At 67.1% G+C, this 12,808-nt stretch carries 12 protein-coding genes and 2 tRNA genes; 11 read left to right on the forward strand and 3 right to left on the reverse strand.

Features of this window, described 5'->3' with window-relative positions; translation table 11 throughout:
- The 6 genes from VGB60_RS12730 to VGB60_RS12755 form a co-directional block, all read left to right on the forward strand.
- Nucleotides 1-230 (forward strand): toprim domain-containing protein (locus VGB60_RS12730; protein WP_331038620.1); only part of this gene is annotated, 230 nt, incomplete at its 5' end.
- Nucleotides 231-357: 127 nt separating this feature from the next.
- On the forward strand, nucleotides 358-1,617 hold the full coding sequence (locus tag VGB60_RS12735) for a DNA recombination protein RmuC (RefSeq protein WP_331038621.1): 1,260 nt from the start codon (nucleotides 358-360) through the stop codon (nucleotides 1,615-1,617).
- Between the two features lie 124 nt (nucleotides 1,618-1,741).
- Nucleotides 1,742-2,152: a hypothetical protein gene (locus VGB60_RS12740; protein WP_331038622.1), complete on the forward strand. Its 411-nt coding sequence runs from the start codon at nucleotides 1,742-1,744 to the stop codon at nucleotides 2,150-2,152.
- A 10-nt stretch (nucleotides 2,153-2,162) separates the two neighbouring features.
- Nucleotides 2,163-2,354 carry a helix-turn-helix transcriptional regulator gene (locus tag VGB60_RS12745; protein ID WP_331038623.1) on the forward strand — a complete coding sequence of 64 codons (192 nt, stop codon included), beginning with the start codon at nucleotides 2,163-2,165 and terminating at the stop codon, nucleotides 2,352-2,354.
- 2 nt (nucleotides 2,355-2,356) lie between these two features.
- Complete coding sequence (locus tag VGB60_RS12750) at nucleotides 2,357-2,944, forward strand: hypothetical protein (RefSeq protein ID WP_331038624.1); 588 nt, start codon at nucleotides 2,357-2,359, stop codon at nucleotides 2,942-2,944.
- A 51-nt stretch (nucleotides 2,945-2,995) separates the two neighbouring features.
- Nucleotides 2,996-3,967 (forward strand): TraB/GumN family protein, encoded by a 972-nt coding sequence (locus VGB60_RS12755; protein WP_331038625.1) that lies wholly within the window; start codon nucleotides 2,996-2,998, stop codon nucleotides 3,965-3,967.
- Between the two features lie 4 nt (nucleotides 3,968-3,971).
- Here VGB60_RS12755 and VGB60_RS12760 read toward each other — a convergent pair.
- A tRNA-OTHER gene (locus VGB60_RS12760) sits at nucleotides 3,972-4,034 on the reverse strand.
- 51 nt (nucleotides 4,035-4,085) lie between these two features.
- Here VGB60_RS12760 and VGB60_RS12765 point away from each other — a divergent pair.
- The 5 genes from VGB60_RS12765 to VGB60_RS12785 all read left to right on the forward strand — a co-directional run bounded on the left by VGB60_RS12765 (nucleotide 4,086) and on the right by VGB60_RS12785 (nucleotide 12,205).
- Nucleotides 4,086-4,511: a YsnF/AvaK domain-containing protein gene (locus tag VGB60_RS12765; protein WP_331038626.1), complete on the forward strand. Its 426-nt coding sequence runs from the start codon at nucleotides 4,086-4,088 to the stop codon at nucleotides 4,509-4,511.
- Nucleotides 4,508-5,269 carry a YsnF/AvaK domain-containing protein gene (locus VGB60_RS12770; protein ID WP_331038627.1) on the forward strand — a complete coding sequence of 254 codons (762 nt, stop codon included), beginning with the start codon at nucleotides 4,508-4,510 and terminating at the stop codon, nucleotides 5,267-5,269. Before VGB60_RS12765 ends, VGB60_RS12770 begins: the two co-directional genes overlap by 4 nt.
- 284 nt (nucleotides 5,270-5,553) lie before the next feature.
- The gene (locus VGB60_RS12775; RefSeq protein ID WP_331038628.1) at nucleotides 5,554-6,171 is read left to right on the forward strand and encodes a hypothetical protein; all 618 of its coding nucleotides are present in this window, start codon (nucleotides 5,554-5,556) and stop codon (nucleotides 6,169-6,171) included.
- A 265-nt stretch (nucleotides 6,172-6,436) separates the two neighbouring features.
- Nucleotides 6,437-9,961 (forward strand): PAS domain S-box protein, encoded by a 3,525-nt coding sequence (locus VGB60_RS12780; RefSeq protein WP_414644525.1) that lies wholly within the window; start codon nucleotides 6,437-6,439, stop codon nucleotides 9,959-9,961.
- Nucleotides 9,962-10,237: 276 nt separating this feature from the next.
- Complete coding sequence (locus VGB60_RS12785; protein WP_331038631.1) at nucleotides 10,238-12,205, forward strand: TonB-dependent receptor plug domain-containing protein; 1,968 nt, start codon at nucleotides 10,238-10,240, stop codon at nucleotides 12,203-12,205.
- A 60-nt stretch (nucleotides 12,206-12,265) separates the two neighbouring features.
- Here the strand turns inward: VGB60_RS12785 and VGB60_RS12790 are convergent.
- Nucleotides 12,266-12,339 (reverse strand) — tRNA-Gly (locus tag VGB60_RS12790).
- A gap of 63 nt (nucleotides 12,340-12,402) precedes the next feature.
- On the reverse strand, nucleotides 12,403-12,808 hold a 406-nt coding region (locus tag VGB60_RS12795; RefSeq protein WP_331038629.1), incomplete at its 5' end, for an amidohydrolase family protein.

Below are 12,808 nucleotides of genomic sequence, written 5' to 3' on the forward strand. Positions count from 1 at the left end.
GGATCGCCGAACTGACCGGCCGGGTGCGCGGCGGCGAGGTCAAGGAGGTGGTCCTCGCCCTGCCCGCCACCGTCGACGGCCAGACCACCGCCCATTACATCGCCGAGCGGCTGGCCGCCTCCGGCGTGACCGTCAGTTCGCTGGCGCGCGGCGTGCCCGTCGGCGGCGAACTGGACTGGCTGGACGACGGCACCATCATTCAGGCGTTGAGGCAGCGCCGGCCGGCGTAGGCGTCTGCGTCCGATTCTGGCGCGCCTGCCCTCCAGGTTCGCGCCATGATCCACTCATCGCCCCACCGCGTCGCGCCCGTGTTTCCGACCATGGCGGCCCCGGCCGACTCCCGGTAAGGAACGGAGCATGAACGTTTCTTTCGTCGCCTTTCTCGCCGCCTCGGTCGTGGCCCTCCTCACCCTCGGCTGGGCCCTGATGGAGCGCCGCCGCGCGGCCGCCGCCGAGACGCGGAACTGGGAGCTGCGCGAACGGCACGCCGAGACCGAGGCCCGCATGCGGCTGTTCGAGGACCAGGCGGCGACCTCGACGGAACTGCTCCGGGCGCAGGCCGCCCAGTCGGCGAACACCGTCGCCGAGGCGCTGCTGAAGCGGACCGACGAGACCTTCCGCAACCGCGAACTGATGGCGCAGCAGCGCATGGAGGCCCAGCTCAAGCCGGTGGCCGACACCCTGAAGCAGTTCCAGGAACACGTCGCGGCCCTGGAGAAGGTCCGCGTCGAGGAGACCGGCGGTCTGAAGGAACAGCTCCAGCTGCTGATGACGGCCTCCACAGCCACCCGCGACGAGGCGCGACGCCTGACCGAGGCCCTGAAGGGCAACACCGGCCGGCGCGGCCGCTGGGGCGAGCAGACCTGCCGCAACGTGCTTGAGGCCGCCGGAATGGCCGGGCGCTTCGACTTCACCGAACAAACCTCGACCGCGGACGAGCACGGCCGACAGCAGCGGCCCGACTTCATCGTTCGCATGCCCGGCGGCGGCATGTTCGTGATCGACGCCAAGGTGCCGCTCGCCTTCGGCGACGAGGCAGACGGCGACGAGGACGCGCAGGCCAAGGCGGCGTCGCTGCGCATTGCGGCGAGCATGAAGACCCACGTCCGTCAGCTGTCGTCCAAGGCCTATCAGGACCAGTTCCGCCCCAGCCCGGACGTCGTCGTGATGTTCGTCCCCGGCGAGTCCTTCCTGTGCGCCGCCCTCGACCACGAGCCGGACCTGATCACCCAGGCGATGGACGCCCGCGTCCTGATCGCCACCCCCACCACCCTGTTCGCCCTCTGCAAGGCGGTGGCCTATGGCTGGCGCGCCGAGGAGCAGGCGAAGAACGCCGAGCAGGTCGCGAAGCTGGGCAAGGAGCTTTACAAGCGGCTGTCCGTCATGGGCGGCCACGCCGCGGCTGTGGGCCGGGCCCTCGACACGGCCGTCGGCAAATACAACCAGTTCGTCGGTTCGCTGGAGAGCCAGGTCATGGTGTCGGCGCGACGCTTCGAGGATCTCCACGTCGACCACGAGGGCAAGGAGTTGCCGGAACTGCCGGCGGTGGAGTCGGTCCCGCGGTCGCTATCCCGGCCGGAGCTTGCGGCTCCGTCGTCAACGGTCGCTGCCGAATAGCGCGACAGCGTCCAGTCTCCTTGACAAGGACGCTTGACACCGGCTCACCTTGATGTAAAACACCCTTGTCACTAAAGGGGGGACGCCGATGGGCGAGCAGGCCAAACCAAAGCGGCCATACGGCATGAAAGCGTTCGCGCTCGTCCTGGTCGCCGCGATGGTGTTGGGCGGGCTCGCCGGGGCGGGCAGCGGTCTTCTGAAGGATCAAGGCGGCGTTCTCGGTCTGGTCCTCACCGCGGGCATGATGGCCGCCGCCACGGCCGGATGCATGGCGCTCTGCCTGTGGTGGTGGCGCGGCATCGACGAGGCGGCCCGCGAAGCTCACAAATGGGCTTGGTGGTGGGGCGGCTGCAGCGGCATGGCCGTCGGCGCGGCCGTGCTGTTGACGCTGACCCTGAGGGATGACGGTTCGACCGCCCAGAGCGTCGGCGTCAGCGCGCCCGACCTTGTTGCGGGCGGCATGTTCGCCATCCTGCTGTTCCAGATCGCCGGCTACGTCCTCGCCTGGGCGGGCTGGTGGCTGAAGCACCGCTGAGGCCGGGGGCATGAACAACCACCTGAAAACCCTGCGCGGTGAGCGCGGCTGGAGCCAGGCGGACCTGGCCGAGGCGCTGGGCGTGTCGCGCCAGACCGTCAATGCGCTCGAGACCGGCCGCTACGACCCCTCCCTGCCGTTGGCCTTCCGCATCGCGCGGGTGTTCGGCCAGCCCATCGAATCCATCTTCCTGGAGACCTGACCATGACCGCTCTCGTCGAAGGACCGAAACCCTCGATCCTGCGCAAGGCCGCGCTCTTCGTGCTGCTGGCGGGGCTGGGGGGAGCCGTTGGCTTCGTCGGGGCCAACATGACGGATGGCGTGCTGACCGCGTGGGAAGACGAGGTCGCCGTTCTGATGTCGGTTGTCCTCATCGCCACGGGACTGATCAGCGCCGTCGTCGTCGCGGTTCGCCCGTCCACCGTGCCGAAAGGCTGCGGCCTACTCCAGGTGGCGGTCATGCTGTTGGCGGGCGTGATGTTCCTCCTGCCGGTGTTCGGCTCCGACTGGGCCTCCGCTGAGATCGTCTTCGGCGGTGTTCTGGCGCTGCTGGCGCTGCAGAGCGCCGCCAATCTGATGCTCTGGCGCGCCGCCGACGAGATGCTCCGCCGCATCATGTCCGAGACCAGCGCCATGGCTTTTTGGGCCGCCCAGCTGGGTCTGTTCGTCTACGCCGCCGCGGAACGTCTCGGTCTGGTCCAGAGCGTCAGCGCCTGGGGGATGATGGGCCTTCTGATGGGCGTGTACTTCATCTGTTCGATCATCGCCGCCGCCCGGCGCGGCATCCACTAGTTCAAACGTCGACCCATCGCGTCCAGCGTCCATCCGAAGGATCTCCTCCCCATGACGAATGCCTCCATCCCGTCGCGCGCCGCGCGCCTCTGCCGCAGCGCCCTCGGCGCTGTGTTCGGCCTCGCCCTCGCCGGCGCCGTCGCCTTCCAACCGGTCGAAGCGATCGCGCAGGCCGCCCAGGATGCCGCCGCCGTCCGCGCGGTTCCGCAGGCGGCGGGCGCGGGCCCCGCCCTTTGGGTCATCCGCGACGCCGATTCGACCCTCTACCTGTTCGGCACCGTCCATGTGCTGCGCCCCACCACCGCCTGGGGATCGCCCAAGGTCGACGCCGCCTTCGCCAGCGCCGACCAGATCTGGTTCGAGATCTCGAACCCCGACGATCAGGCCGCCATTGTTCCGCTGGTCCAGCAGCACGGCGTCTCGCCCGACCGCCCCCTGTCCAGCCTGCTGACCGAAGCCGAGATGGCCGAGCTGAACGCCGCCGCCGCCTCGGCCGGCCTGCCCGCCGCGCAGCTGAACGTTTTTCGCCCCTGGTTCGCGGGCCTGACACTGTCCGTCGCTCCCCTGGTGAAGGCCGGCTACGATCCCCAGTCGGGGGTCGAACTGGTGCTGAAGCGCCGCGCCGAGGCCGCGGGCAAGCCGATCAGCGGCTTCGAGACGATCGACAAGCAGATCGGCATCCTGGCGGGCATGTCCGAGGCTGATCAGCTGGCGTTCCTGCGCTCGGTGCTCGACGCCTGGGAGGACGCGACGGTCGAACTGGACCGCATGGTGGACACCTGGGCCTCCGGCGACCTCGAGGCGTTCGAAGCGGTGTCGGTGGAGGAGATGCGGACGGAATCGCCTGCCGTCTATGAGGCCCTTCTGGTGAAGCGGAACGCCGACTGGGCCGGCCAGATCGCGACGATTCTGGAAGGCTCGGGCACCGCCTTCATCGCCGTGGGCGCCGCCCACCTCGCCGGGGACGACAGCGTCCAGGCGATGCTGCAAGCACGCGGCGTCGAGGCGGCCCGGGTCGAATAGAGGCTGGAGCGGGCAGCGGGAATCGAACCCGCACGAAAAGCTTGGGAAGCTCTCCGGAACAGCCCGCTTCCAAGACTGTTTGCTTCTGCGGCCGCTTTCCGCCGGCTCAGGGATGCAAATGACCGACGAACAGGAAGTGGCCGTCATCCCTCTCGTCGAGGAACGGGTCTCGATCACCAAGCGGGAGATCGAGACCGGTCGCCTGAGAGTCCGGGTCTCTGTCGAAGAGCGCGAACAGAACTTCCCGGTCGAGCTTTCGCATGACGAGGTCGAGGTCGAGCGTGTTCCCGTCAACAAGGCGGTGACGCAGTTGCCGAGCGTGCGACTAGAGGGCGCAACCACGATCATCCCCGTCGTCGAAGAGGTCGTGGTTCTCGAGAAACGCCTCGTCCTGGTCGAGGAGATCCACGTTCGTCGCAAGTCCGCCATCGAGACACGGAACGTTCCGGTCACGGTGAAGTCCGAGCAAGCAAACATCGAAATGACGGACGCGCGGGAGCAGCCGAAGAACCGCCACGACCTCGGCACGGGACAAGAGGCATGAGCTCGATCGTCTGGGCGCTCTACGACACGCGGGGCGAGGCCGAGCGCGCCTTACGTTCCCTGACCGCGGAGGTCCCGCTGCACCACGCGGGCGTCTACGACGCCAGCCCCGCAAGCCTGGAGCAGCTAAGGAGACTGGATCTTTCTCCAGACGATCTTGCGGCGTGCGAGCGGAAACTCAGCGCCCACGAGCACCTGCTTCTGGTCCGGCCCATGACCGCTGACGGCGTCGATCGCATCATCTCGGTCCTGGAAAGCGGGCCCACCCCGGAAACGCCCCAGTCACGCCCTGCCGCTCCTGCTGCTCAGGAACCTCAAGCGCCCCGCTCCGCCGTCATCGAGGAGCAGCGGGTTCCCCGGATCGAGGAAGAGTTGCGGGTCGGCACACCCGAAGTGGTTCGCGGGGGCGCGACGGTCCGCGCCCACGTCGAAGAGGTTCCGCAAACCCGGGACGTCGAGCTTCTCGAAGAGATCCTGCTTGTCGACAAGCGCTTGGCCAACCGCCGGATCGACGAGCAGGAACTGCAATCGGCCGGTCTGATGCGCGGACGGGTCGTCGAGATCGCACAGATGCGAGAAGAGGCCGTCGTCACGAAGCAAGCCTTCGTTCGCGAAGAAGTCGTCGTCACAAAGACGGTGGAGCGTCGAGTCGAGGAAGTTCACGAGACGCCGCGGCGCACCGAGGTGGGGACGGAAGATTTCCCCACAAGCGCCTCGCACCACCGCCCCACGGGTTATCCGAATGAGGGGATGGAATGAGTTCCTCGAACGACCCATCATTCCCTGAGCGGGGCCCGGCCCCAGAGCGGGCCGACGGCGGCGCGCGTGATCCAGGACTTCCGGAGCAGCCCAAGCCGCGCGTCGAAGCGCTGGACGGAGACCAAGGATCCTTGGCCGGGCATGGCCGCGCTGCTGGCGCAAGCCGCATAGGTGTCTTGGGGGATGAGCCCCCTGAAGCGGCATACGCGACACGTGAATCTTTAGCCTCACCTCATGCGGATCGACGGGCCGGCCGTTCGGGCACCCGAACCATCCTTATCTCATTGGGCCTGCTGGCGGCTCTCGTTGGGGCATTCGTCTATTTCGGTTCGTCCGAAGGCGATCCAGACCCCGCCGTGGTGGAATACGCCGACGATGCCCAAGAAGCCGTCGCGGTCGATGACGCGCAAATCCTGGAGGCGTCCGAGGCGCAAACCGACCGGTTGGAAACGAGCCCGGTGGTTGACACAAATGACACTCAGTCGATTGCTGAACCCGACGTCGCTCCCGTCCCCCGGCCTGCGGAAGCCCCTAGGCCCGCAGCCGAGCCGCCGGCCGAGCAGATCGATGACGGAGAAGGAAATTCCGGAGCCGTCGCGACAGTGAGCGCCTTTTATGCCGCGCTGGGGCGGGGAGACGGCGGATCGGCGGCGCGCCTGGTGATACCGTCCAAGCGCGCCAGCGGCCCCCTGTCGGCAGGTGCGCTCACCCGGTACTATTCTTCTTTCCGCCGTCCTCTGCGCCTTCGCGACGCGACCGCCATCGATGGCGATACCGTTCAAGTGACGTACGACTATGTCCTTCCCGACGGCCGTACTTGCCAAGGGCGCGCATCGGTCGAGGTGGTGGGCAGCGGGGAGGAAACCCTGATCCGCTCCATCCGCACTCAGGGCCCCTGTTAAGCCTCCTTCTTCCGAAGGTTCGTACGACCTGATTGCGGACAGGGCCTATGTCGACTCTGGGCATGTCTCGGCGGGTATTGGAAACCCTGCCGAGGCCCTGCTTAGATGCTCTCTGCTGACGTGCTCCGATCAGCGCAGCGGACGGGTGTCCCCTTGACAGAGGAGGGATTTCGCGACGACGGGGAGCCTGATGAGTGAGCCAGTGGATCCCCTGAGAGCGGTTGACCGGGTTCCGGGATTGCAACCATCCGGTCCGGGGCCGGAGATGCCGGCGGGTCTGTACCGCTCGCTGCTGGAGAACATGAGCGAGGGCGTAAGCCTCTCGGATGAAAGCGGAACCATTGTCTACACCAACCCGGCCGAAGATCGGATGTTCGGCTATGCGGCAGGGGAGTTGGTCGGGCGGCATGTCTCGACCCAGAACGCCTACCCGGCGCTAGAGAACGCTCGCAAGGTTGAGGCGGTCATCGCCGAGTTGAAGCGCAACGGCGTCTGGCGGGGCGAGTGGCTGAACCGGCGGAAAGACGGGTCGATCTTCACTTCAAGATCGCGCATCACCGCTGTCGATGTGGAGGGTCGGACCTACTGGCTGTGCCTGCAGGAGGATGTGACCGAAGAGAAGGCCGCGGTCGCGGCGCTCGCCGAAAGCCAGGCCCGACTTCAGTTGGCCACCGACGCGGCCGCCATCGGCATATGGGACTGGGACGTTCTTTCCGGGCGGATGAATTACTCGGCCGAGGCGAAGGCCATCTGCGGTTTCGCCCCGGATCAGGACGTGACCTTCCAAGGCGCGCGGCGTGTGACGCATCCGGACGACTACCCGCGCACGGCCGCGATGGCGCGCCGGGCGCTGGACCCCCTGCTGCGGGAACGGCTCCCCTACGAGTATCGCGTCGTCCGCTCCGACGGGGAGGTCAGATGGGTGCTTGCACACGGGGAGGCGGTGTTCGCCGACGTCAACGGTGAACTCCAGGCCGTCCGCTATGTGGGAACGCTCCAGGACATAACGGATCGGCGACGCCTCGAAGACGCCGAACGTGCGGGACGGGCGCGTCTCGCCCTGGCGATAGAGGCCGGTCGCATGGCGGTCTGGGAGCTGGAGATCGCCACGGACAAGGTGACGGGGTCGCCGGAGCTGAACAGGCTTCTCGGCTTTCCGGAGGATGCGGACCCCACCGCGGAGGAGATGCGCGCCCGCTACTATGCGGGTGAGGAGGAGCGCCTGCGGGCGGTGGGAGAAGCGGCGCTCGCACGTGGCGAGCGAGTGATCGACGCCGAGTATCGCTACGTCTGGCCGGACGGGACCGTGCGTTGGCTGTGGCTCCGCGCCGAGTTCACGCTCGACCAAGCCGGCGCGCCGTCACACGCGGTCGGGGTGCTCGCAGACATCACGGAGCGGCGCAGATCAGAGGAGGCTATGCGAGCCGGCGAGGCCCGCCTGGCGCTCGCACAACGCGCCGCGGGTTTCGGGGTCTGGGACTGGCTACTCGATACTGGCGAGATCAACTGGTCGCCGGAGATGTTTCACATCAACGGCCTCGACCCCGTGCGGGACGCCGTATCGCCATTCGACGCCTGGCTCCGTGTGCTTCATCCCGATGATAAGCATGAAGCCAGCCAGGCGGCGCAGCGGGCCGCATCTCACGGCGATCCGTTCAACATCGAGTTCCGGATCGTGCACCCAGACACCGGCGAAACGCGCTGGGTGCGGTCCCAGGCGGTGGCGGTGCTCGATGCCGACGGAAAGCCGAGCCGGTTGGTCGGCGTGAACGTCGACATCACTGAGGATCGCCGTCGCGAGGAAGCGTTGCGAAGCTCGAACGACCGGCTCCAAGGACGCGTCGCTGAAGCTCTGGCCGAGCGCAACGTCCTGGCCGACATCGTCGAGGGCACCGACGCATTCGTCCAGGTGCTCGACCCCGATTTCCGGTGGGTCGCGATCAACAAGGCCAGCGCCGACGAGTTCGAGCGCATCTACGGCGTGCGTCCGGAGGTAGGGGCTTCGATTCTGGACCTCTTGGCCGACAAGCCGGAGCATCAAAGCGCCGTGCGGGAAATCTGGGCGCGAGCCTTGGCGGGGGAGGAGTTCAGCGAGACGGGCGAGTACGGCGACCCGGCGCTGGACCGGCGTCACTACGAGATGAAGTACAACGTCCTGCGTGATGCGGACGGCCGCCAGATCGGCGCCTACCAGTTTGTCTATGATGTCACTGAGCGCGTGCGCGAACAGCACAGGCTGATCGAAGCGGAGGCGGCCAGACGCCGCTCCGACGCACTATACAGGACATATTTCGAGAACACGCCGGAGGCGCTCTTCATAGTCGGCGTGACGCCCGACGACGATTTCCTCGTGGAGGAGATCAATCCGGCGCACGAGGCGGGCGTCGGGCTGAAGTTTGAAGACATTCAGGGGAAACGGGTCGCCGACATCCTGCCGGAAGCGGCGGCGAACCGTATTCTGGAGACCTACCGGCATGTCCTTCGAACGGGGCGAATCTACCAGTACCGCGAGGTCTTCGAGCTGGATGGCGAGAAGCGTCATTGGGACACCTCGCTGGTGCCGATGCGGAACGATCAAGGTCGGATCATCCGATTGATCGGCGCCAGCCGCGACGTGACGCCCCAGGTGCAGGCGGAGGAAGCCCTGCGCCAGAGCCAGAAGATGGAAGCGATGGGCCAGTTGACCGGCGGCGTCGCGCACGACTTCAACAACCTGCTTACGCCAATCGTCGGGTCGCTCGACATGCTCCAGCGCAAGGGCCTCGGCGGGCCCCGTGAGCAGCGCTTGATCCATGGAGCGATCCAGTCCGCGGAGCGCGCCAGGGTGCTGGTCCAGCGCCTGCTGTCTTTCGCGCGCCGCCAGCCCCTGCAGCCGACCGCCGTCGATATCGGTCGTTTGGTGGAAGGCATGGGCGAGTTGCTCGCCAGCGTGACCGGGCCACAGATCGAGGTGATCTTCCGGGTCGCGCCCGAGCTTCCGCCGGCGCGGGCCGACGCCAACCAGGTCGAAATGGCGCTGCTGAATCTCGGGGTCAACGCCCGCGATGCAATGCCCAATGGGGGTGTTCTGACGGTCAGCGCGGAACTGGATGAAGTCGGTGAGGGAAATCAAGCCTCGCTCGCCGCTGGACAGTACATCCGCCTTTCCGTCGCCGACACCGGCGCCGGGATGGATGAAGCGACAGTTCAGCGAGCGATCGAACCCTTCTTCTCAACCAAAGGAATCGGTCGTGGGACAGGTCTAGGCCTGTCCATGGTGCACGGACTCGCTTCCCAGCTCGGAGGAGCCCTCTCCATCCAGAGCCAGGTGGGCCTCGGAACCGATGTGAGCCTGTGGCTGCCGCTCGGCGAGGGTCAGGCGGTTGAAGCGGCGGACGTCGACGCTCGCCCTGTCGCAAGCGCGCCCGCCGGGGCCGTGCTTTTGGTCGATGACGAGGAACTCGTGCGACTGAGCACGGCCGACATGCTTGTCGAGCTCGGATACGAGGTCATCGAGGCTGACTCAGCCGACTCCGCGCTCCAAATGCTTCAGCAGGGCCTGCGGCCGGGTCTGTTGGTGACCGACCACCTGATGCCCGGCCTGACCGGCGCGGACTTCGCTCGGGTCGCCAGGGAGATGCAGCCGGAGCTCGCGGCGCTGGTGATTACCGGTTACGCAGAGGTCGAGGGGCTGGCGCCGGACCTGCCCCGGCTTACCAAGCCTTTCAACATCTCCGAGCTCGCCGCGAGCATTGCGTCACTCACGGCCGCATCAACACGGACACGACAGCGTCCACGTCCAGCGGTCTAGGATGCCTGGTGAACTGGGCGAGCGCAGCCAGGACCGAGTTGTGGGACCAAGGCTTCAGTCAGTCAGAAATTCGAGCGGCTTGCGGGGGACCCGAAGCCGCCATGCCCGCGTATGCCGCGGGTGAGGAGCGCAGGACGTAGGTCCGCATTCCGACGGGTTAGCTGCGTCCGCCGCGGACCCATTGCGGACATTCAGCCGCGGCTGCCGGGCAGGTGTTCGCTTGACGGGCGGACGGGCGCGCCATCAATGCGCGATCCGTGAATGAGACCCGACTTGATGCGCGCAGCCACACTGACTGCTTCGGCCCTCGTCCTTGCCGCCTTGATCACGCCTTCTGCCGGAATGGCTCAGGATGTGGGTGGCGAGGCTCACCACCTAGGTGAGGCGACAGAGATTGACGACGTGATCGTCCAATCGACCCGTTCACGTCGCCGGGTGCAGGACGAGCCGGTTCGAGTCGAAGTGCTCGGGCAGGAGGAGATCGAAGAGAAGCTGCTCATGCGGCCCGGCAACATTTCGATGCTGCTGGCGGAGACCGGTGGTCTGCGCGTTCAGGTAACGTCACCGGGGCTCGGTGCGGCGAACATCCGGGTCCAGGGTCTGCGCGGGCGCTACACGCAGCTGCTGGCCGACGGACTGCCGCTCTATGGTGGGCAAGCCTCTTCTCTTGGCCTTCTGCAAATCCCGCCGAGCGACCTGAGGCAGGTCGAGGTGATCAAGGGCGCGGCTTCCGCGCTGTATGGGGGTCAGGCGCTTGGCGGCGTCATCAATCTGATCTCCCGTCGCCCCGGTGATGAGGCCGAAGGCGAGCTTATCCTGAACGCGACGTCGCGGGAGGGCCAAGACCTCTCCGCCTATGGGGCGACCCCGCTCGGTGGGGGTTGGGGCGGCTCGGTTCTCTTCTCCGCCAATCGGCAGACCGAGCAGGACATCGACGAGGACGGCTGGATTGACATGGCCGGGTTCGAGCGCACCTCGGTGCGGCCCCGTCTGTTTTGGGACGGGCGAGACGGATCCAGCCTGTTCATGACCCTCGGCGCGATGACGGAAGACCGTCGCGGCGGCACGCTCGATGATAGGCTCACGCCTGACGGCCGCCCTTTCGAGCAGAACCAGAACACACGGCGTGTCGACGGAGGCGCTGTAGCGGAGCGCCCCCTGGGCGACTGGGGCGTCGCGCAATTCCGCGCCTCAGGCGTTAGCCAGTCCCATCGGCACCGCTTCGGGAGCCTGATCGAGAAGGACCAGCACCAAACGCTTCTGGTCGAGACGTCTCTGGCTGCAGACGCCTTCGGCAGCTCATTCGTGGGCGGCCTCGCCTATCAAACCGAGGACTACGCATCCGAAGCCTTTGCCGGCTTCAACTACCAGTTCGAAACACCCGCCGTGTTTGCGCAGGTCGAGCGGGAGCTGACGACCGATCTCGTCTTCGCCGGCAGCGCCCGTTGGGACGACCACAGCACCTATGGCGGCCAGCTCAGCCCCCGCTTGTCGCTGCTCTACAAGCCCGGCCCGTGGACCGTTCGCGCCTCGTGGGGTCAAGGCTTCTCCGCCCCGACGCCATTTGTCGAGGAAACGGAAGCGTCGGGGCTGTCCCGGCTGGAACCGCTCTCCGGCCTTCGGGAGGAGAGGGCCGAGAGCGCATCGCTGAATCTCGGCTACGCCGCCGGGCCGTGGGAGCTGGGGCTGACCATCTTCGCCTCCGACATCGAGGATGCCGTGCGGCTCCAGACCACTGCACCGGATCGCGTCCGACTCGTCAACGTCGATGGCGTGACCAGAACCCGCGGGGCGGAGGCGCTCGCACGCTGGAAACAGGGGCCGTGGGTTTTTACCGGCAGCTACCTTTACGTCGACGCGAGCGAGCCTGACGACTTCGGTATCGGCCGGCGAAACGTTCCGCTGACCCCGCGCCACTCCGCCGGGTTCGTGGCGATGTGGGAGGAGCATGACCGGGGCAGGATCGGCTTCGAAGCCTACTACACGGGTAAGCAGCCTCTGGAGGACAATCCCTATCGCACCGAGGGCGACGCCTATCTGGAGTTGGGCCTTCTGGGCGAGGTCGTGCTTGGCCGCTACCGACTGTTCCTGAACCTCGAGAACCTGCTCGATATTCGGCAGACCCGCGATGATCCGTTAACTCGCCCCCAGCGGGCGGCGGACGGCAGCTGGACGGTCGATGGGTGGGCGCCGCTAGAGGGGTTCACCGCCAACGCCGGGATCAGGATCAAGTTCGGCGGATGACTGAGAGGCGTCTGCTTTCCACCCATCGCGGACTTCAGTGAGGCGCAGACGCCCTGAGGCTGGAGCGGGCGGCGGGAATCGAACCCGCACGAAAAGCTTGGGAAGCTTTCAGGCTACCACTACATCACGCCCGCGCAGCCGCCGCAGCCTTACGGGCAACGGGCTGCGGCTTCAAGGCGGGACGGCTCTCGACGCGCTCAGTCGGCGCGGTGAACCACGACGCCGTCGACCACGGTCAGGACGGCCTTGCCCTTGGGAATGTCCGCGGCCGGGGCCGTCATGAGATCGACGTCGAAAGCCGTGAGGTCCGCCCGCTTGCCGACCTCGATGGTGCCCAGCTCGGCCTCCCGGAAGCTGGCGTAGGCCGGCCAGAGGGTGAACATCTTCAGAGCCGTGGCGCGGTCGACGGCCTCCTGCGGCCGCCAGTCGGGTCCCTGCGCGCCCTCCAGATCGCGGCGTGCCACGGCGGCGTAGAATTCGATCAGCGGCGAGCCGCGCTCGACGGGGGCGTCCGAGCCGCCCACCACGACCACGCCGCGCTCGGCCAGACTGCGCCAGGCGTAGGCGCCGTCCAGCCGCGCGTCGCCGAGCCGGGCCGGCGCG

The organism is Brevundimonas sp. (genome assembly GCF_036399195.1).
In the GTDB taxonomy this organism is placed as follows: Bacteria; Pseudomonadota; Alphaproteobacteria; order Caulobacterales; family Caulobacteraceae; genus Brevundimonas.

Coding starts and splice junctions, on each gene's coding strand:
- VGB60_RS12735 (WP_331038621.1), top strand. CDS start 358: ATGAACGTTTCTTTCGTCGCCTTTCTCGCCGCCTCGGTCGTGGCCCTC.
- VGB60_RS12740 (WP_331038622.1), top strand. CDS start 1,742: ATGAAAGCGTTCGCGCTCGTCCTGGTCGCCGCGATGGTGTTGGGCGGG.
- VGB60_RS12745 (WP_331038623.1), top strand. CDS start 2,163: ATGAACAACCACCTGAAAACCCTGCGCGGTGAGCGCGGCTGGAGCCAG.
- VGB60_RS12750 (WP_331038624.1), top strand. CDS start 2,357: ATGACCGCTCTCGTCGAAGGACCGAAACCCTCGATCCTGCGCAAGGCC.
- VGB60_RS12755 (WP_331038625.1), top strand. CDS start 2,996: ATGACGAATGCCTCCATCCCGTCGCGCGCCGCGCGCCTCTGCCGCAGC.
- VGB60_RS12765 (WP_331038626.1), top strand. CDS start 4,086: ATGACCGACGAACAGGAAGTGGCCGTCATCCCTCTCGTCGAGGAACGG.
- VGB60_RS12770 (WP_331038627.1), top strand. CDS start 4,508: ATGAGCTCGATCGTCTGGGCGCTCTACGACACGCGGGGCGAGGCCGAG.
- VGB60_RS12780 (WP_414644525.1), top strand. CDS start 6,437: ATGCCGGCGGGTCTGTACCGCTCGCTGCTGGAGAACATGAGCGAGGGC.
- VGB60_RS12785 (WP_331038631.1), top strand. CDS start 10,238: ATGCGCGCAGCCACACTGACTGCTTCGGCCCTCGTCCTTGCCGCCTTG.